General features: G+C 53.3%; 27 protein-coding genes. All 27 read right to left on the reverse strand.

All coding sequences use genetic code 11. The annotated features are described in order from the left end of the window. Positions 1 to 4 precede the first annotated feature (4 nt). The 27 genes from secY to rpoC all read right to left on the reverse strand — a co-directional run bounded on the left by secY (position 5) and on the right by rpoC (position 19,343). Positions 5 to 1,333 carry a preprotein translocase subunit SecY gene (secY, locus tag BFW38_RS14985; protein ID WP_068999620.1) on the reverse strand — a complete coding sequence of 443 codons (1,329 nt, stop codon included), beginning with the start codon at positions 1,331 to 1,333 and terminating at the stop codon, positions 5 to 7. Positions 1,334 to 1,350: 17 nt separating this feature from the next. Then, positions 1,351 to 1,785, reverse strand: coding sequence for a 50S ribosomal protein L15 (gene rplO, locus BFW38_RS14990; protein WP_068999621.1), 435 nt, complete (start codon positions 1,783 to 1,785; stop codon positions 1,351 to 1,353). 2 nt (positions 1,786 to 1,787) lie between these two features. Next, entirely contained in the window at positions 1,788 to 1,970 is a 183-nt protein-coding gene (gene rpmD, locus BFW38_RS14995) for a 50S ribosomal protein L30 (RefSeq protein ID WP_218186492.1), read from the reverse strand. A gap of 3 nt (positions 1,971 to 1,973) precedes the next feature. Then, a complete protein-coding gene (gene rpsE, locus BFW38_RS15000; RefSeq protein ID WP_068999623.1) occupies positions 1,974 to 2,474 on the reverse strand; it encodes a 30S ribosomal protein S5 in 501 nt (166 codons plus the stop codon). An 11-nt stretch (positions 2,475 to 2,485) separates the two neighbouring features. Continuing rightward, positions 2,486 to 2,836: a 50S ribosomal protein L18 gene (gene rplR, locus BFW38_RS15005; protein WP_068999624.1), complete on the reverse strand. Its 351-nt coding sequence runs from the start codon at positions 2,834 to 2,836 to the stop codon at positions 2,486 to 2,488. A 9-nt stretch (positions 2,837 to 2,845) separates the two neighbouring features. After that, on the reverse strand, positions 2,846 to 3,382 hold the full coding sequence (gene rplF, locus BFW38_RS15010) for a 50S ribosomal protein L6 (protein WP_068999625.1): 537 nt from the start codon (positions 3,380 to 3,382) through the stop codon (positions 2,846 to 2,848). A gap of 11 nt (positions 3,383 to 3,393) precedes the next feature. Beyond that, entirely contained in the window at positions 3,394 to 3,786 is a 393-nt protein-coding gene (gene rpsH, locus BFW38_RS15015; RefSeq protein WP_068999626.1) for a 30S ribosomal protein S8, read from the reverse strand. Between the two features lie 29 nt (positions 3,787 to 3,815). Further along, a complete protein-coding gene (rpsN, locus tag BFW38_RS15020) occupies positions 3,816 to 4,121 on the reverse strand; it encodes a 30S ribosomal protein S14 (protein ID WP_068999627.1) in 306 nt (101 codons plus the stop codon). Positions 4,122 to 4,131: 10 nt separating this feature from the next. Next, positions 4,132 to 4,671 (reverse strand): 50S ribosomal protein L5, encoded by a 540-nt coding sequence (rplE, locus tag BFW38_RS15025; protein ID WP_068999628.1) that lies wholly within the window; start codon positions 4,669 to 4,671, stop codon positions 4,132 to 4,134. 17 nt (positions 4,672 to 4,688) lie between these two features. Then, positions 4,689 to 5,006, reverse strand: coding sequence for a 50S ribosomal protein L24 (gene rplX / locus BFW38_RS15030; protein WP_068999629.1), 318 nt, complete (start codon positions 5,004 to 5,006; stop codon positions 4,689 to 4,691). Between the two features lie 15 nt (positions 5,007 to 5,021). Then, positions 5,022 to 5,390 (reverse strand): 50S ribosomal protein L14, encoded by a 369-nt coding sequence (gene rplN, locus BFW38_RS15035; RefSeq protein ID WP_068999630.1) that lies wholly within the window; start codon positions 5,388 to 5,390, stop codon positions 5,022 to 5,024. A 44-nt stretch (positions 5,391 to 5,434) separates the two neighbouring features. Then, the gene (gene rpsQ / locus BFW38_RS15040; RefSeq protein WP_068999631.1) at positions 5,435 to 5,701 is read right to left on the reverse strand and encodes a 30S ribosomal protein S17; all 267 of its coding nucleotides are present in this window, start codon (positions 5,699 to 5,701) and stop codon (positions 5,435 to 5,437) included. A gap of 1 nt (position 5,702) precedes the next feature. Next, the gene (rpmC, locus tag BFW38_RS15045; protein WP_068999632.1) at positions 5,703 to 5,894 is read right to left on the reverse strand and encodes a 50S ribosomal protein L29; all 192 of its coding nucleotides are present in this window, start codon (positions 5,892 to 5,894) and stop codon (positions 5,703 to 5,705) included. Then, positions 5,894 to 6,307 carry a 50S ribosomal protein L16 gene (gene rplP / locus BFW38_RS15050; protein ID WP_068999633.1) on the reverse strand — a complete coding sequence of 138 codons (414 nt, stop codon included), beginning with the start codon at positions 6,305 to 6,307 and terminating at the stop codon, positions 5,894 to 5,896. The genes rpmC and rplP overlap by 1 nt, the downstream gene beginning before the upstream one ends. Before the next feature lie 11 nt (positions 6,308 to 6,318). Next, positions 6,319 to 7,011, reverse strand: coding sequence for a 30S ribosomal protein S3 (gene rpsC / locus BFW38_RS15055; RefSeq protein WP_068999634.1), 693 nt, complete (start codon positions 7,009 to 7,011; stop codon positions 6,319 to 6,321). An 11-nt stretch (positions 7,012 to 7,022) separates the two neighbouring features. Continuing rightward, complete coding sequence (gene rplV / locus BFW38_RS15060) at positions 7,023 to 7,355, reverse strand: 50S ribosomal protein L22 (protein ID WP_068999635.1); 333 nt, start codon at positions 7,353 to 7,355, stop codon at positions 7,023 to 7,025. Positions 7,356 to 7,369: 14 nt separating this feature from the next. After that, a complete protein-coding gene (rpsS, locus tag BFW38_RS15065; protein WP_068999636.1) occupies positions 7,370 to 7,645 on the reverse strand; it encodes a 30S ribosomal protein S19 in 276 nt (91 codons plus the stop codon). A gap of 19 nt (positions 7,646 to 7,664) precedes the next feature. Then, complete coding sequence (gene rplB / locus BFW38_RS15070) at positions 7,665 to 8,489, reverse strand: 50S ribosomal protein L2 (RefSeq protein WP_068999637.1); 825 nt, start codon at positions 8,487 to 8,489, stop codon at positions 7,665 to 7,667. A 14-nt stretch (positions 8,490 to 8,503) separates the two neighbouring features. Beyond that, on the reverse strand, positions 8,504 to 8,800 hold the full coding sequence (gene rplW / locus BFW38_RS15075) for a 50S ribosomal protein L23 (RefSeq protein WP_068999638.1): 297 nt from the start codon (positions 8,798 to 8,800) through the stop codon (positions 8,504 to 8,506). Further along, a complete protein-coding gene (gene rplD, locus BFW38_RS15080; protein ID WP_068999639.1) occupies positions 8,797 to 9,402 on the reverse strand; it encodes a 50S ribosomal protein L4 in 606 nt (201 codons plus the stop codon). The genes rplW and rplD overlap by 4 nt, the downstream gene beginning before the upstream one ends. A 14-nt stretch (positions 9,403 to 9,416) precedes the next feature. Next, entirely contained in the window at positions 9,417 to 10,058 is a 642-nt protein-coding gene (gene rplC, locus BFW38_RS15085) for a 50S ribosomal protein L3 (RefSeq protein WP_068999640.1), read from the reverse strand. A 125-nt stretch (positions 10,059 to 10,183) separates the two neighbouring features. Beyond that, the gene (gene rpsJ, locus BFW38_RS15090; RefSeq protein ID WP_069000529.1) at positions 10,184 to 10,495 is read right to left on the reverse strand and encodes a 30S ribosomal protein S10; all 312 of its coding nucleotides are present in this window, start codon (positions 10,493 to 10,495) and stop codon (positions 10,184 to 10,186) included. 182 nt (positions 10,496 to 10,677) lie between these two features. After that, complete coding sequence (gene tuf, locus BFW38_RS15095; protein WP_068999641.1) at positions 10,678 to 11,871, reverse strand: elongation factor Tu; 1,194 nt, start codon at positions 11,869 to 11,871, stop codon at positions 10,678 to 10,680. Between the two features lie 30 nt (positions 11,872 to 11,901). Beyond that, positions 11,902 to 14,007, reverse strand: coding sequence for an elongation factor G (gene fusA, locus BFW38_RS15100; protein ID WP_068999642.1), 2,106 nt, complete (start codon positions 14,005 to 14,007; stop codon positions 11,902 to 11,904). Positions 14,008 to 14,019: 12 nt separating this feature from the next. Continuing rightward, positions 14,020 to 14,490 carry a 30S ribosomal protein S7 gene (gene rpsG, locus BFW38_RS15105; RefSeq protein ID WP_068999643.1) on the reverse strand — a complete coding sequence of 157 codons (471 nt, stop codon included), beginning with the start codon at positions 14,488 to 14,490 and terminating at the stop codon, positions 14,020 to 14,022. Between the two features lie 83 nt (positions 14,491 to 14,573). Further along, positions 14,574 to 14,948 carry a 30S ribosomal protein S12 gene (rpsL, locus tag BFW38_RS15110; protein ID WP_068999644.1) on the reverse strand — a complete coding sequence of 125 codons (375 nt, stop codon included), beginning with the start codon at positions 14,946 to 14,948 and terminating at the stop codon, positions 14,574 to 14,576. A 180-nt stretch (positions 14,949 to 15,128) separates the two neighbouring features. Next, positions 15,129 to 19,343 carry a DNA-directed RNA polymerase subunit beta' gene (gene rpoC / locus BFW38_RS15115; RefSeq protein WP_068999645.1) on the reverse strand — a complete coding sequence of 1,405 codons (4,215 nt, stop codon included), beginning with the start codon at positions 19,341 to 19,343 and terminating at the stop codon, positions 15,129 to 15,131. Positions 19,344 to 19,345: the final 2 nt, after the last annotated feature.

Below are 19,345 nucleotides of genomic sequence, written 5' to 3' on the forward strand. Positions count from 1 at the left end.
AGTCTTATCGACGCCCATATCCCTTGAGGTTGGCTTTCTTGAGCAGGGCTTGCGACTGATACTGATGCGACATCAGATGCGACTGGACCTGCGCCATAAAATCCATGACCACCACCACAATGATTAACAGTGATGTACCACCGACATAGAAGGGCACATTCCAAGCAATCTGGAGGAACTGCGGCATCAATGACACAGCGGTGATGTACAAGGCCCCAAAGAGGGTGAGTCTAGTGACGACACCATCAATATACTCGGCCGTATACTTGCCCGGACGGATACCCGGTAGAAATGCGCCAGAACGCTTGAGGTTCTCAGCAATTTCTTTGGGGTCAAACATGAGGGCTGTATAGAAGTAGCAGAAGAATACAACACTCACCGCGAAAAGCAAGATATACAGCGGCTGACCCGGTGCAAGTAATTGCGCCAGATCCTGCAACCAATCCAATCCATCAGCGCTACCGAACCATTGCCCAATAGAGGCAGGGAACAGCAGAATACTCGAAGCAAAGATGGGCGGAATAACCCCAGCCATATTCACTTTCAGCGGTAAATGATTGGACTGAGCCGCATAAACCTGGTTACCGACCTGACGCTTGGCATAATTCACCGTAATACGACGTTGCCCGCGTTCCATGAAGACTACGAAAGCAATCGTCGCAATACCCAGCAGACCGATAATCAGCAACGGCAGCAGGTTCCAGCTGCCTTCGCTACGCGCGACCTCAAGCCACCCAGCAACAGCTCCGGGGAAACCAGCTACGATCCCTGAGAAGATCAATAGCGAGATCCCGTTACCGATCCCACGCTCAGTGATTTGCTCACCCAGCCACATCAGGAAGACGGCGCCGGCGACTAAAGTTGTCACGGCCACGAAGTAAAAGCCGAAGTTAGCCATATAGACCACTCCGGGCTGTCCTGCCAGACCTACCGCCATACCTGCCGCCTGAATCAGCGCCAACACCACAGTGCCGTACCGTGTGTACTGGTTGATTTTGCGGCGACCGGCCTCGCCTTCTTTTTTCAGCTCTTTAAGCTGAGGCGAGATTGCACTGAACAGCTGCATGATAATCGAGGCTGAGATGTACGGCATAATGCCGAGAGCCAGGATACTCATGTTTTCCAGTGCACCACCCGAGAACATGTTAAACATGTCTAGGATGGTGCCCCGGTTCTGCTCAAAGATGGCAGCAAGTTGGTCAGGATTGATGCCCGGTACCGGCACATGTGCGCCGATCCGATATACCAGAATGGCCAGCAGAACAAAGCGCAAGCGCGCCCATAGTTCGCTTAATCCACCCTGGCTACTTGGCATAGACCCTGATTTTGCCATTGCATCCTCGATATCGCTCAGTCTTCGACTTTGCCGCCGGCTGCTTCAATTGCAGCACGAGCACCTTTAGTCACTTTCAGGCCACGAACCGTGACAGCACGGTTGATTTCGCCAGACAAAATCACACGGACGAAACGAGTCGCGTCACGCAGAATGTTGGCTGCCTGCAAAGTCTCCAGAGTCACTTCGTCACCGGCGACTTTAGCGATTTCGTTCAGGCGCACTTCTTCGGTAAATGCTGCTTGACGAGAAGTGAAACCGAACTTCGGCAGACGACGCTGCAGCGGCATTTGACCGCCTTCAAAACCTGGACGAACGCGACCACCAGAGCGGGACTTCTGCCCTTTATGACCACGACCACCGGTTTTACCCAGGCCGCTACCAATGCCGCGACCGCGGCGCTTGGCTTCTGACTTGGAGCCCGGAGCCGGGCTCAAGTTATTCAGTTGCATGATTATGCTCCCTCTACGCGCAGCAGATAACTGACCTTATTGATCATGCCGCGTACGGCGGGGGTATCTTCGAGCTCGACCGTGTGGCCGATCCGGCGCAAGCCCAGACCTTTCACATTCAGCTTATGCTTCGGCTGAGTTGCGATCGGGCTCTTGACCAGAGTCACTTTGATCTTCGCCATGATTGCTTACCCCAGAATGTCTTCGACGGACTTGCCACGCTTGGCAGCAATATCGTCCGGCGAGTTCATGTTGGCCAGGCCATTGATGGTAGCACGCACCACGTTGACCGGGTTGGTAGAGCCATAGCATTTGGCCAGTACGTTCTGCACACCGGCCAATTCCAGTACCGCACGCATCGCGCCACCGGCGATGATACCTGTACCTTCAGAGGCTGGCTGCATGAAGACACGGGAAGCACCATGACGGGCTTTTACCGGGTACTGCAGCGTATTGCCATTGAGCTCAACTTTAACCATGTTACGACGGGCCTGCTCCATCGCCTTCTGGATCGCGACAGGCACTTCACGTGCCTTACCGCGACCGAAACCGATACGACCATTGCCATCGCCAACGACGGTCAAGGCAGTGAAACCGAAAATACGGCCACCTTTGACCACTTTGGCGACGCGGTTTACCTGCACGAGCTTCTCTTGCAGATCGCCGCCTTTCTGTTCGTTATTCGCCATCGTCACACCCTTTAGAATTCCAGACCGCCTTCACGCGCTGCATCAGCCAGCGCTTTGATTCGGCCATGATACTTGTAGCCAGAACGATCGAAGGCTACGCGGGTAATGCCGGCGGCCTTGGCGCGCTCGGCAATCAGCTGACCGACTTTGGAGGCTGCCTCGACATTGCCGGTCGTGCCGCTGCGCAGAGTACCATCCAGCGTGGAAGCGCTGGCCAGTACTTGACCGCCATCGGCGGAAATAATCTGCGCGTAAATATGCCGCGGAGTACGGTTCACACAAAGGCGAATCGTACCCATCTCCCTCATCTTGGCACGGGCACGGCGGGCACGACGTAAACGGGATTCTTTCTTCGCGTTCATAACCCTGCCTTACTTCTTCTTGGCTTCTTTACGACGGACCTGCTCATCGTCGTACCGAATACCCTTGCCCTTATAGGGTTCGGGGCGGCGGTAATTGCGGATCTCCGCAGCAACCTGACCCACCTTTTGCTTGTCGGCACCTTTGATGACGACAGTGGTGTTGTTGGGGGTCTCAGCGGTCACGCCTTCCGGCAACTCATAGTCCACCGGATGGGAGAAGCCCAGGTTAAGGTTTACGGTCTTACCCTTGGCCTGAGCACGGTAACCAACACCAGTAATCAGCAGCGTCCGAGTAAAGCCTTCGGAAACACCAACTACCAAGTTATTGATCAGAGCACGGGTAGTACCGGCCAGAGCCCAACCTTTCACATCGCGATCATGACGCGGAGCAACAGTCACAGTGTTGTCTTCCACTTTAACTTCGATCAGCTCGTGAGCCGTCAGGCTCAGGGTTCCATTGGAACCCTTTGCTGTAACCTGCTGACCGTCGAGCTTGAGCTCTACGCCGGCCGGCAGTTGAATCGGTTTCTTCGCTACGCGGGACATTACACTCTCCCTTAGAATACGGTGCAGATGACTTCGCCACCGACACCGGCCGCGCGAGCGGCGCGATCAGACATCACCCCTTTAGAGGTGCTGACAATCGCAACGCCCAGACCGTCAGCAACCTTCGGCAAGTTGCCTTTGCCACGATACTGGCGTAAAGACGGCTTGCTTACGCGTTCGATCTTCTCGATGACCGGACGACCCTCAAAGTACTTAAGGGTGATAGTCAGTTCAGGCTTAACGTCACCGGATACCGCATAATCGGCAACATAACCTTCTTCTTTAAGCACACGGGCAATCTCGACCTTCTGCTTGGAAGACGGCATGGTAACCGCTTCCTTGGTGGCTGCCTGTGCGTTGCGGATACGGGTAAACATATCCGCCAGCGTGTCTTGCATGCTCATTCGCTTAGCACTCCTGGATCTGTACGCGCTTACCAGCTGGACTTGCGCAGACCCGGCACTTCGCCACGCATAGCAGACTCACGCAGCTTGATGCGGGACAGGCCGAACTTGTTATAGAAACCGTGCGGACGGCCAGTCACTCGACAACGATTACGCTGACGGACTGGGCTCGCATCACGCGGCAGCTTCTGCAGCTTCAGCTGAGCTTCCCAACGCTCTTCTTCTGAGCTATTAGGGCTTGCAATGATGGCTTTGAGTTCAGCGCGTTTTGCCGCGAACTTGTCAACCAGCTTGGCGCGCTTCAGCTCACGCTGAACCATTGATACTTTCGCCATGATCTTCCCCTTACTTCTTGAACGGGAAGCCCAGAGCGCTTAACAGCGCACGGCCTTCGTCGTTATTACGGGCAGTGGTGGTAATCGTGACGTCCAGACCACGCAGACGATCGATTTTATCATATTCGATCTCTGGGAAGATGATCTGTTCACGAACACCCATGCTGTAGTTCCCACGGCCATCAAAGGATTTCGGGTTCAGACCACGGAAATCACGGATACGCGGAATCGCGATGTCCACCAAACGATCCATGAAGTCCCACATACGCTCACTGCGCAGAGTGACTTTACAACCGATCGGCCAGCCTTCACGAACCTTAAAGCCCGCGATGGACTTACGTGCTTTCGTGACAACCGCTTTCTGACCGCTCAGTTGTTCCAGATCGGCGATGGCGTTCTCGATCAGCTTCTTGTCGCTAAGCGCTTCACCAAGGCCCATGTTCAGGGTCACTTTGGTAACGCGCGGCACTTCCATCACGTTTTTGAGACCCAGCTCTTCTTTCAGCTTGGCCGCAACCTCGTTCCGGTAAAGCTCTTTCAATCTAGCCATGCTGCTACCTGATTCGATTAGGCGTCGATCTCAGATTGAGTCGACTTGTAAATGCGTACCTTGGAACCGTCGTCCAAGACCTTGAACCCTACTCGGTCCGCCTTGCTGGTCTCTTTATTAAAGATGGCCACATTAGAGGCGTGAATCGGCGCTTCGCGCTCGATAATACCGCCGGCGGTCCCCAGGTAGGGATTCGGACGGGTGTGACGTTTAATCATATTCACACCGGACACGACGAAACGCCCGTCCTTTAGCACGCGCTTCACATTGCCGCGCTTGCCTTTGTCTTTACCTGCAATGACGATGACTTCATCGTCACGTTTGATCTTGCGCATAACCGGCCTCGCTCCTTACAGCACTTCAGGCGCCAAGGAAATGATCTTCATGAACTTGTCGCCACGCAGTTCACGTGTCACCGGCCCGAAAATACGGGTACCGATCGGAGCATCCTTACCATCCAGTACGACGGCAGCATTGCCATCGAAGCGAATGACGGAGCCGTCGGGGCGGCGAACCGGCGCCTTGGTACGAACGACCACAGCCTTGAGGACCTGGCCTTTTTTTACCTTACCGCGCGGTATGGCATCTTTGACGGTCACTTTAATAATGTCACCGACTCGGGCATAACGGCGGTGTGAACCGCCCAGCACCTTGATGCACATGACGCGACGCGCGCCGCTGTTGTCGGCAACATCCAGCATTGATTGCGTCTGAATCATCGTTTGTCTCCAAACCTAAACCTGCACACCGTTAAAGGGGCCGGTCAAACTTCTCTGGCACGTTCAACGACTTCAACCAGTTTCCAGGCCTTGGTCTTAGACATCGGACGGCATTCCTGGATGGTCACGGTATCGCCCATACGAGCGTTGTTCGCTTCATCGTGTGCGTGCAGCTTAGTGGAGCGGCGTACGTACTTACCGTAAATAGGGTGAGCAACACGACGCTCAACCATTACGGTGATGGACTTATCCATCTTGTCGCTCACCACCTTGCCGGTAACGGTACGAACATTCTTCTCGACTTCGGCCATGTTAGTTACCTGCCTTCTGGTTCAGCACAGTCTTGACGCGAGCCACATCACGACGGACCTGCTTGAGCAGGTGGCTTTGACCCAGTTGGCCAGTCGCCTTCTTCATGCGCAGCTGGAACTGTTCGCGCAGCAGCTCATGCAACTGCTCTTTCAGCGCGTCAACAGACTTGTCTTGCAGTTCTTGAACTTTCATCACATCACCGTCCGTTTAACAAAGGTGGTCGGGACCGGCAGTTTTGACGCTGCCAGGGAGAAAGCTTCGCGAGCCAGCTGCTCTGAAACGCCTTCTACTTCGTAAAGCACCTTGCCGGGCTGGATCTGGGCAACCCAATACTCTACGTTACCCTTACCTTTACCCATACGGACTTCCAGCGGTTTTTCAGTGATCGGTTTGTCCGGGAATACCCGGATCCAGATCTTACCGCCACGTTTGATATGACGCGTCATGGTTCGACGGGCGGCCTCAATCTGACGCGCGGTAATACGACCGCGGCCAGTTGCTTTGAGACCGAATTCGCCGAAGCTCACCTTGTTGCCGCGATTCGCCAGACCGCGGTTACGGCCTTTTTGAACCTTGCGGAACTTTGTACGCTTGGGCTGTAACATCGACTATCCCCTTACTTGGAACCTTTCTTCTTAGGTGCAGCAGCTTTTTTAGCCTTGCTACGCACCTCTTCCAGGCCACCCAGGATCTCGCCTTTGAAGATCCAGACCTTCACACCGATTACACCATAGGTGGTGTGAGCTTCAGCGGTGGCATAGTCGATGTCGGCACGCAGTGTATGCAGCGGCACGCGACCTTCGCGATACCACTCGGTGCGTGCGATCTCGGCACCACCCAAACGGCCGCCAACCTGGATACGAATACCTTTGGCACCCAGACGCATAGCGTTCTGAACCGCACGCTTCATCGCGCGACGGAACATAACACGGCGTTCCAGCTGACCAGCGACACTCTGAGCAACCAGAGCGGCATCCAGTTCAGGTTTGCGGACTTCCTCAATGTTGATGTGCACAGGCACACCCATCATCTCGGTAATCTCTTTACGCAGGCGATCAACATCCTCGCCTTTTTTCCCGATAACGATACCGGGACGTGCAGTGTGAATCGTGATCCGGGCATTATTAGCCGGACGCTCGATCTGGATTCGGCTCACCGCGGCCTGCTTTAGACGTGCTTCTAAGAAGCGACGAACTTGCAGGTCATTGTTCAGTCGATCAGCGTAGTCAGCGCTGTCGGCGTACCAGGTGGAGGCATGGTCTTTGACGATGCCCAACCGAATACCAGTCGGATGTACTTTCTGACCCATCTGGTGATCTCCTACCGGTCTGCTACCTTCACGGTAATGTGACAAGTACGCTTCAGGATGCGGTCAGCACGTCCTTTCGCGCGCGGCTTAATGCGCTTAAGGGTGGAACCCTCATCTACCATGATGGTAGAGACACGCAGTTCGTCGATATCCGCATTCTCATTATGCTCGGCATTCGCAATAGCGGATTCGAGCGCTTTTTTGACCAGTGCAGCCGCTTTTTTAGGGCTAAAGGTCAGAATATTCAGAGCGTCTGTCACGCTCTTCCCGCGTACCTGATCAGCGACCAAGCGAGCCTTCTGAGCGGACAGATTAGCTCCACGCAGTTTTGCGGCAACTTCCATCTTAACCTCCTGGCTTAGCGCTTGGCCTTCTTATCAGCTACATGCCCGCGATAGGTGCGAGTTGCAGCAAATTCACCAAGCTTGTGACCGACCATCTCTTCAGAGATGTAAACCGGCACATGCTGGCGACCATTGTGGACAGCAATGGTCAGACCGACCATTTCCGGAATAATCATTGAACGACGAGACCAAGTTTTGATTGGCTTCTTATCGTTCTTATCCAGGGCAGCTTCCACTTTCTTAAGCAGATGAAGGTCAATGAAGGGACCTTTCTTCAGTGAACGTGGCACAGTGGTATCCCCTTATTCGTTACTTCGCGCCGCGACGACGGACAATCATCTTGTCGGTGCGCTTGTTCTTACGGGTTTTGTAGCCCTTAGTCGGCACACCCCAAGGTGTGGTCGGGTGCTTACCGAAGTTACGCCCTTCACCACCACCATGCGGGTGATCAACCGGGTTCATCACGGTACCGCGAACGGTCGGACGAACACCGCGCCAACGAGTAGCACCGGCTTTACCCAATACACGCAGTGTATGCTCAGAGTTACCGACTTCACCTAAGGTGGCACGGCAATCCGCTAACACTTTGCGCATTTCGCCAGAACGCAGACGCAAGGTTGCATGTGCGCCTTCACGGGCGACCAACTGTGCACCAGCGCCCGCAGAACGAGCCATCTGAGCACCTTTACCCGGCTTCAGTTCGATGCAGTGAACAACAGAACCCATCGGCATGTTGCGCAGCGGCAGGGTATTACCCGGCTTAATCGGCGCATCAACACCTGACTGGATTTGGTCACCCGCGCTCAAACCTTTCGGCGCGATAATGTAACGACGCTCACCGTCCAGATACTTGATCAGTGCGATGTGCGCAGAACGGTTGGGATCATATTCCAGACGCTCAACGATGCCGACGACACCATCTTTATTACGTTTGAAATCGATCACACGGTAATGCTGACGCGAACCACCACCCATATGGCGAGTTGTGATACGGCCATTATTGTTACGACCACCAGTCTTTTTCTTCTTGGCCAGCAGCGGTGCATAAGGGGCGCCCTTGTGCAGCTCGCTGTTCACCACTTTGATCATGTGGCGGCGACCGGCTGATGTCGGCTTAGTCTTAATTACTGCCATTTCAACCCCCTGCCTTATTCAGCACCGGCGAAGTCGATAGTCTGACCTTCCGCCAGCGTAACATACGCTTTGCGGTAGCCCTGACGACGACCCAGGCCATGAATGGTGCGACGAGTCTTGCCTTTCATGTTCAGAACGCGAACACCATCAACCTTCACGTCAAACAGCTGCTCAACAGCTTTCTTGATTTCGGGCTTGGTCGCATCTTGAGCCACTTTGAACACGAACTGGTTGTGCTCGTCGGCAATAACGGCGGATTTCTCGGTCACGTGCGGACCAAGCAGTACCTTGAATACGCGCTCCTGGTTCATCCCAGCTTCTCCTCGAACTGACGCAGGGCCGGCACGGTGACCAGCACCTTATCGTGGGCGATGAGGCTGACCGGATTAGCGGCCTTCACGTCAACCACTTCAACGTGGGGGATGTTACGCGCGGCCAGATACAGGTTCTGGTCGACGTCATCAGTCACGATCAGCACTTTTTCCAGGTTCAGATCTTTCAGCTTGGCAGCCAGCTGCTTGGTTTTCGGGGCTTCAACAGAGAAGCTTTCCACGGCAACCAGACGATCTTGGCGCGCCAGCTCAGAAAGAATTGAACGCATCGCAGCGCGATACATTTTCTTATTGAGCTTTTGGCTGTGATCCTGAGGACGGGCGGCAAACGTCACGCCACCAGAACGCCATAACGGCGAACGGATTGTCCCGGCACGGGCACGACCTGTGCCTTTTTGACGCCAAGGTTTCTTGCCACCACCGCTCACATCTGAACGGTTCTTTTGGGCACGAGTACCCTGGCGAGCACCAGCCATGTAGGCCACAACGACCTGATGGACCAGCGCTTCGTTGAATTCTTTCCCAAAGGTCACGTCAGATACTTCAACAGTACCCTGAGCTCCGGCAAGATTCAGGTTCATGAGTCTCTATCCTCTTAGCTGCGAGCCTTGACCGCCGGACGCACGATCACACTGCCGCCAGTAGCGCCAGGAACGGCACCTTTGACCAACAGGAGATTGCGTTCAGCGTCCACGCGAACGACTTCCAGGGACTGTACAGTCACACGCTCGTTACCGAGCTGACCGGCCATACGCTTACCCTTGAAGACACGACCTGGGGTTTGGTTCTGACCAATAGAACCCGGCGCGCGGTGGGAAAGAGAGTTACCATGGGTAGCATCCTGGGTGCTGAAGTTATGACGCTTCACCGCACCAGCAAAACCTTTACCCTTGGAGGTACCAGTCACATCAATCAACTGACCGGCTTCAAAGAGGGATACAGTCAACTCAGCACCAACTTCGGGTACGTCCTGACCTTCTTCGAGGCGGAACTCACGCAGACCATAACCTGCTTCCACGCCAGCTTTGGCAAAATGCCCAGCTTCCGGCTTGGTCAGGTGTTTGGCTTTACGAGAGCCCTGTGTGACCTGAATTGCAGTGTAGCCGTCAGTATCAACGGTTTTCACCTGAGCAACGCGATTAGCATTGACTTCAATAACGGTCACAGGAATGGATACACCATCTTCGGTGAAGATGCGGGTCATACCGCACTTCTTACCGACTAATCCAAGTGCCATCACTTGTCTCCTATTAGTGTACGGGGCTATCACCCGCTATGGCTGCTCTTTCCAGAACATTCCACTACTTCAATTGTATAGCGCCTCTCGACGCGAACCTGCTTTGATGCAAGAAGCTTGAGCGCTTAGCTCAGGCTGATTTGCACATCAACGCCAGCGGCCAGTTCCAGCTTCATCAGAGCATCAACAGTCTTCTCTGTCGGCTCGACGATATCCAATACGCGCTTATGCGTACGAATCTCATACTGGTCACGCGCGTCTTTATTGACGTGCGGAGAAATCAGCACAGTAAACTTCTCTTTACGGGTCGGCAAGGGAATCGGACCCCGAACCTGAGCACCAGTACGCTTGGCGGTATCAACAATCTCCAGCGCAGACTGATCGATCAGGCGGTGGTCAAACGACTTCAGCCGAATGCGAATCTTTTGGTCTTGCATTATCCAATGCTCCGAAATGGACTCGATGGCGCAGGCCATCTGCCACGCCTTTGTAAAGGAGGCGCATTATATGCGTCTTTTTAGGCTGGTGTCAAACATGCGCATGTTACAAGAAGAGGGCCCCGATTCAACGGGACCCTCTTTTGTATCAAGATCTCAATAAATCAGACTAAAAAGTCTAATTATTCAACGATCTTAGATACAACGCCAGCACCTACGGTGCGGCCACCTTCACGGATTGCGAAACGCAGACCGTCTTCCATTGCGATCGGAGCGATCAGAGTAACCACCATGCGAACGTTGTCGCCCGGCATTACCATCTCAACGCCTTCCGGCAGTTCACAAGTACCTGTTACGTCAGTGGTACGGAAGTAGAACTGCGGACGATAGCCTTTAAAGAACGGAGTATGACGACCACCTTCTTCTTTAGACAGAACATAAACTTCTGCTTCGAAGACAGTGTGCGGAGTAATAGAGCCCGGCTTAGCCAGAACTTGACCACGCTCAACGTCATCACGCTTAGTACCACGCAACAGCGCACCAACGTTCTCACCTGCACGACCTTCGTCAAGCAGCTTACGGAACATTTCTACGCCGGTAACAGTCGTTTTAGTGGTGTCTTTGATACCGACGATTTCGATTTCTTCGCCAGTTTTGATCAAGCCACGCTCAACACGACCCGTTACAACGGTACCACGACCCGAGATAGAGAATACGTCTTCGATCGGCATCAGGAACGGCTGATCAACCGCACGCTCAGGCTCAGGAATATAGGCGTCCAACGCTTCAACCAGCTTGGTTACAGCAGTCGTACCAAAGCCGTTGTCGTCTTTACCTTCCAGAGCCATCAACGCAGAGCCAATGACCAGAGGCGTGTCATCACCCGGGAATTCGTATTCGTTCAACAGCTCACGAACTTCCATCTCAACCAGTTCAAGCAGCTCTTCATCATCGACCATGTCCGCTTTGTTCAGGAACACAACGATGTAAGGAACGCCAACCTGACGAGACAGCAGGATATGCTCACGCGTCTGAGGCATGGGGCCGTCAGCTGCAGAACAAACCAGGATAGCGCCATCCATCTGAGCGGCACCCGTGATCATGTTCTTAACATAGTCAGCGTGTCCAGGGCAGTCTACGTGAGCATAGTGACGAGTCGGGGACTCATACTCAACGTGAGACGTTGCGATGGTGATACCACGCTCACGCTCTTCCGGTGCATTATCGATACCGTCAAATGCAACGGCAGCGCCGCCCCAAACTTCTGCACATACACGTGTCAGAGCTGCAGTCAGCGTAGTTTTACCATGGTCAACGTGACCGATAGTACCAACGTTTACGTGCGGTTTGCTACGTTCAAACTTTTCTTTAGCCACAACGATAACCTCTTGAGTTAGCGACAGGGGTTATTTTTGATTAATGACGGCTTCAACAATGCTAGCCGGCGCTTCGGTATACTTAGCGAACTCCATGGAGTAGCTCGCACGACCCTGGGTCGCAGAACGCAGATCGGTTGCATAACCGAACATTTCACCCAGAGGCACCAGAGCACGAACAACCTTCCCAGAAGAAGTATCATCCATACCCTGAACCAGGCCACGACGACGGTTCAGATCGCCCATGACGTCACCCATATACTCTTCAGGGGTAACGACTTCGACCTGCATAGTCGGCTCCAGCAAGACCGCTTTAGCCTTACGGCAACCTTCTTTAATCGCCATAGAACCCGCGATCTTAAAGGCCATCTCGTTGGAGTCGACATCGTGATAAGAGCCATCAAACAGCGTTACTTTGACATCAATCATCGGGTAGCCTGCCAGAACACCGTTCTGCAGCTGCTCATGACAACCTTTGTCAACCGCTGGAATGTACTCCCTCGGCACGACACCACCTACGATTTCATTAACGAACTCGTAGACTTTTTCCCCGTCTTCGCCTTTGTCGGTCAGCGGTTCGATGCGCAGTACGACGTGACCATACTGACCACGACCACCGGACTGACGTACGAACTTGCCTTCCTGTTCGACAGAACCGCGAATGGTTTCGCGATACGCAACCTGCGGCTTGCCGATGTTCGCTTCCACCTTGAACTCGCGACGCATACGGTCAACGATGATATCCAAGTGAAGCTCACCCATCCCAGAAATAATGGTCTGACCGGATTCTTCGTCCGTACGCACACGGAAAGAAGGATCTTCCTGGGCCAACTTACCCAGCGCCACGCCCATTTTTTCCTGGTCCGCCTTGGATTTCGGTTCAACAGCTACCGAGATCACAGGCTCCGGAAACTCCATGCGCTCCAGAACAATCTTGTTATCCTGGCTACACAGGGTATCCCCAGTGGTCACATCTTTCAGGCCTACACAGGCCGCGATGTCACCCGCGCGAACTTCTTTAATTTCTTCACGGTTATTTGAGTGCATTTGCACCAAACGACCGATACGCTCGCGCTTCTGTTTAACAGAGTTATAAACTCCGTCACCAGAATTAAGAACACCTGAGTAGACACGAATATACGTCAGCACGCCTACAAAGGGATCTGTCGCGATTTTAAACGCCAACGCGGAGAAAGGCTGATCATCATCGGCGTGACGAGTGGCGATACTGCCATCCTCAAGCTCACCTTCAATGGCTTTAACTTCATCCGGCGCCGGCAGGTATTCAATAACCGCATCCAGTACGGCCTGAACACCTTTATTTTTAAAGGCTGAACCCGCGAGAACAGGAACAATCTCATTGTCCAGCGTACGCTGACGAATCGCCTTTTTGAGCTCCTCTTTGGACAAAGTACCTTCTTCAAGGTATTTATCCATCAGCTCTTCATTGGCTTCAGCAGCAGATTCCATCAGCTCTTCATGTAGCTCTTCTGCACGCGCCTGAAGATCTTCCGGGATATCACCCAGCTTATAGCTGGTCCCCATGTCTTCTTCATTCCACCAGATCGCCTTCATTTCGATCAGGTCGACAACGCCTTTGAACTCGTCTTCTGCGCCAATGGGCATATTCAGAATGACAGGATTCGCATTCAGACGTTTCTTCAGCTGTGCCACAACCATGTCATAGTCAGCGCCCGAACGGTCCATCTTATTGACGAACACCATACGCGGCACTTCATATTTATTGGCCTGACGCCAAACAGTCTCAGTCTGAGGCTGAACGCCGGAAGAAGCACACAGCACAACGACCGCACCATCCAGAACGCGCAGTGAACGCTCAACTTCGATGGTGAAGTCAACGTGTCCAGGCGTATCAATGATGTTGATACGGTGCTCATCAAACTGCTTATTCATCCCCTGCCAAAAGCAAGTGGTCGCAGCTGATGTGATGGTGATACCACGCTCTTGCTCCTGCTCCATCCAGTCCATGGTGGCAGCGCCATCATGAACCTCACCGAGCTTATGAGACAAGCCGGTATAGAACAGGACACGTTCAGTCGTCGTGGTTTTACCTGCATCCACGTGAGCGCAAATACCGATATTACGGTAGCGCTTAATGGGAGTTTTACGTGCCACGATAGGCCCCCTTTAGAAGCGGTAGTGAGAGAATGCTTTGTTGGCTTCCGCCATGCGATGCACGTCTTCACGCTTCTTGACGGCTGCACCTTTACCTTCTGCGGCGTCTACAATTTCACCCGCCAGGCGCAGATCCATGGATTTCTCGCCACGCTTACGTGCAAAGTCAACCAACCAGCGCATCGCCAATGCTTGACGACGGGTCGGACGAACTTCGACCGGCACCTGATAAGTGGCACCACCGACACGGCGGGATTTAACTTCGACCAGCGGCTGAATGTTTTCGAGCGCCTTTTCGAACACTTCGAGGGGGGCGTCCTTGGTGCGCTCCTGCACCTTATCCAGTGCACCGTAAACAATACGTTCGGCAACTGATTTCTTGCCACTAACCATCACATGGTTAATGAACTTGGCAAGGCGCTCATTTCCGTACTTCGGATCTGGGATAATTTCCCGCTTTGCCGCTACTCGTCTTCTTGGCATTGATAAGCCCTCACATTAGGTCTTCAGGTAATCCCGGACAACGCATCCGGCCTTACTCTTATCAGACGCTATAAATATTCAAATTAAGCTTTCGGGCGCTTAGCGCCGTACTTAGAACGACCCTGTTTACGGTTCTGAACACCAGAGGTATCCAATGCACCGCGAACAGTGTGGTAACGCACACCCGGCAAGTCTTTTACACGACCGCCGCGAATCAGCACAACAGAGTGCTCCTGCAGGTTGTGGCCTTCACCGCCGATGTACGAAGACACTTCGTACCCGTTGGTCAGACGCACACGGCAGACTTTACGCAATGCCGAGTTCGGTTTTTTCGGTGTAGTAGTATAAACACGGGTGCACACGCCACGTTTTTGCGGGCACGCCTGAAGAGCGGGAACATCACTCTTGGCGACCTTACGTTTACGCGGCTTGCGTACCAACTGATTGATGGTAGCCATGCAAGCAAACTCCAGTTACTTAAACGTGTTCACCTTAAGGCAGAACACGACGTGCAAAATGGATAGACGCACCTATCCCCTCGATTCAAGGAAGCGCATTCTACGGCCGCGCATCCTATAACGTCAAGGCCAGCAGCACCTGCTGGCCTTGACATTGCTCTACGACATCAACGATATCGCTTATTCTTCGTCGCCTTCCATCGCGGAAAGTTCGCTGGTCAGCGCTGCTTCAACTTCGCTCGCACTCGGCCCAGAGAGCTCCAGCTCATGCTCATCACGCTGGACACGACGGGTGTTGTGATACGTTAAACCAGTCCCCGCGGGGATCAGTCGACCCACCACAACGTTTTCTTTCAGGCCGCGCAACATATCACGCTTACCACTCACGGCAGCCTCTGTCAGCACTCGCGTGGTTTCCTGGAAGGACGCTGCCGAGATGAACGACTCAGTTGCCAAAGAAGCCTTAGTAATCCCCAGGAGCAAGCGCTCATATTTAGCCGGGAATTTATCTTCTTTTTCCAGCCGATCGTTTTCTTCCAACACACGCACCAGGTCAACCTGATCGCCCGTAATGAAGGTAGAATCGGCAGAGTCGGTAATTTCAACTTTGCGCAGCATCTGACGCACAATAACCTCAATGTGCTTGTCATTAATGCCAACACCCTGGAGGCGATAGACTTCCTGAACCTCAGCCACGATGTACTTCGTCAGCTCGCTAACACCCAGCAGACGCAAGATGTCATGCGGATTGGACGGACCATCCGAAATAACTTCACCTTTGGCGACCGTTTCCCCTTCGAAAACGTTAATCTTACGCCACTTGGGAATCAGCATCTCAATCGGGTCAGCGCCACTGGTCGGCGTCAGTACAATACGCTGCTTACCTTTAGTCTCTTTACCGAACGAAATCGTGGCATCACATTCAGCCAGAATCGCCGGTTCTTTCGGGCGACGGGCTTCGAACAAGTCCGCGACCCTTGGCAAACCACCGGTAATGTCTTTGTTACCACTGCTTTCTTGCGGAATACGGGCAATCACATCGCCCACTTTGATATCCGCACCATCGTTAATAGAGACGATCGCCTTGCCCGGCAGCATATACTGAACCGGCGTCGTCGAACCTGGCAGTGTCACTTCCTGACCTGCAGCATCAACCAGCATAACCTGAGGACGCATGTCTTTAGCAACAGACGGTCGGGCACCAATGTCCAACACCTCGATGGAGGATAAACCAGTCATCTCATCGACATTACGGTTGATCGTATTACCTTCGACCATATCCTGGAAGCGCGCACGACCAGCGACTTCGGCCACAACCGGATGGGTATGCGGATCCCACTTAGCCACCACTTGGCCAGGCTCGACTACAGCACCTTCACGCACATGGATTTCAGCGCCATACGGCAGCTTGTAGTACTCACGCTCACGGCCATGTTCATCAGCGACTGCCAATGCACCAGAACGTGACACAGCGACCAATTTACCGTCTTCTCGCTCAACGTATTTGATGTTATGCAAGCGAACTGTGCCGCCATGCTTCACTTGGACGTTATCCACAGCAGAGGCACGTGATGCCGCCCCACCAATGTGGAAGGTACGCATGGTCAGCTGAGTACCCGGCTCACCGATCGACTGAGCAGCGATAACACCCACCGCCTCACCGACATTCACCAAGTGTCCACGGGCCAAATCACGGCCGTAACAGCTTGAACACACACCATGGCGAGTTTCACAGGCAATGGAAGAGCGCACGACAATCTCATCCACACTCATGGAGTCGAGGTTTTCACACCACTGCTCATCCAATAGTGTGCCACGTGGAATCAGCACCTCACCGGTATCCGGCTTGACGACATCACGAGCGACAACGCGACCCAGCACCAGCTGAGCCAACGGAACGATGATATCACCGCCTTCGATGATCGGATGGAGGGTCAGCCCTTCTTCAGTACCACAATCGGTCTCAGTAACAACCAAGTCTTGCGCCACATCGACTAGGCGGCGCGTCAGGTAACCCGAGTTGGCCGTTTTCAATGCCGTATCAGCAAGACCTTTACGTGCCCCGTGAGTCGAGATGAAGTACTGCAGTACGTTCAAGCCTTCACGGAAGTTAGCCACGATCGGTGTTTCAATGATCGAGCCATCTGGCTTGGCCATCAAACCACGCATACCGGCCAGCTGACGAATCTGAGCCGCACTACCACGAGCACCAGAGTCGGCCATGATAAAGACGCTATTGAACGAAGCTTGCTCGTGCGTTTCGCCTTTACTGTCCACAGCTTTCTCTTTCGAGATGCCTTCCATCATCGCTTTGGCAACGCGATCATTCGCCTTGGACCAAATATCGATAACCTTGTTGTACTTCTCACCCTGAGTCACCAAGCCTGAAGCAAACTGCTGCTCGATCTGCTTCACTTCAGCTTCAGCTTCAGCAACGATATCGGCTTTAGCATCCGGGATAACAAAGTCGTTCACCCCGATGGAACAGCCGGACCATGTCGCATAGCGGAACCCGGTGTACATTAACTGGTCAGCGAAAATAACGGTTTCTTTCAAACCAACACTACGGTAAGCCTCGTTAATCAAGCGAGAAATCGCTTTTTTAACCAGCGGCTTGTTAATCAGGTCAAACGACAAGCCCTTCGGCATAATGCGGAACAGTACCGCACGCCCGACAGTGGTGTCTTTAATGCTGGTAATGGCTTCAATATCACCAGCGTCGTTCGGTAAATATTCAGTGATACGCACTTTCACGCGCGCATGCAGGCTGGCAGCCCCCGTGCTATAGACACGCTCAGCTTCTTTAATGCCGCTGAGAATCATGCCTTCACCTTTGGCACCGATCTTTTCGCGGGTCATATAATACAGACCCAAGACCACGTCTTGAGACGGTACGATGATCGGTTCGCCATTCGCCGGTGAGAGCACGTTGTTGGTGGACAACATCAAGGCACGCGCCTCGAGCTGTGCTTCCAGTGTTAACGGCACGTGGACCGCCATCTGGTCACCATCAAAGTCAGCGTTATAGGCCGCACACACCAGCGGGTGCAGCTGAATCGCTTTACCTTCGATCAAAATCGGCTCAAAAGCCTGAATCCCCAAACGGTGCAATGTCGGTGCACGGTTGAGCATGACCGGGTGCTGACGAATTACTTCGGCCAGGATATCCCAAACTTCAGGCACCTCGCGCTCAACCATTTTCTTGGCCGCTTTGATCGTCGTGGCCATACCACGCGCTTCGAGTTTGGCAAAGATAAACGGCTTAAACAGCTCCAGCGCCATTTTCTTCGGCAAACCACACTGATGCAGGCGCAACGTCGGGCCTACCGTAATAACAGAACGACCAGAGTAATCGACACGCTTACCCAGCAAGTTCTGACGGAAACGCCCCTGCTTACCTTTGATCATATCCGCCAGAGACTTCAGCGGACGACGATTTGAACCGGTAATCGCTCGGCCACGACGGCCGTTATCTAGCAGCGCATCGACAGACTCTTGCAGCATCCGCTTTTCATTGCGCACAATGATGTCGGGCGCATTGAGTTCAAGCAGGCGCTTTAAGCGGTTATTTCGGTTAATAACCCGGCGATACAAATCATTCAGGTCAGAAGTCGCGAAACGCCCCCCGTCCAGCGGGACTAATGGGCGCAAGTCCGGTGGCAACACCGGCAGCACTTCCATAATCATCCACTGGGGATCATTCCCCGACTCCAGAAAAGCTTCCATGACTTTCAAGCGCTTGGAGAGCTTTTTCAGTTTCGTTTCAGACGCTGTCTGCGGAATTTCTTCACGCAGCTTATCCACTTCTTCTTGCAGCTCAATATCGCCTAATAAAGCCTGGATCGCTTCGGCCCCCATACGGGCATCAAAGTCATCCCCAAACTCTTCCAGCGCTTCAAAGTACTGCTCATCATTTAAGAGCTGCCCTCGATTCAGGGTTGTCATACCCGGATCGATCACCACAAAGCTCTCAAAGTAAAGGACACGCTCGATATCGCGCAGCGTCATATCCAGCATCAAACCGATGCGGGACGGCAATGATTTCAGGAACCAGATGTGTGCAACCGGAGAAGCCAGTTCAATATGGCCCATCCGCTCACGACGCACCTTCGCCTGTGTCACCTCAACACCACACTTTTCACAAATGATGCCGCGGTGCTTCATCCGCTTGTACTTACCGCACAAGCATTCGTAGTCTTTGACCGGACCGAAGATCTTGGCGCAGAAAAGACCATCACGCTCAGGTTTGAACGTCCGGTAGTTGATGGTTTCAGGCTTTTTGACTTCACCAAAGGACCATGAACGCACCATGTCAGGTGACGCTAAAGTGATCTTGATGGAATCGAACTCCTCAGGGTGTCCCTGAGTACGTAATACGTTTACAAGGTCTTTCATCG

Source organism: Terasakiispira papahanaumokuakeensis, from assembly GCF_001709345.1.
Taxonomy (GTDB): Bacteria; Pseudomonadota; Gammaproteobacteria; order Pseudomonadales; family Halomonadaceae; genus Terasakiispira; species Terasakiispira papahanaumokuakeensis.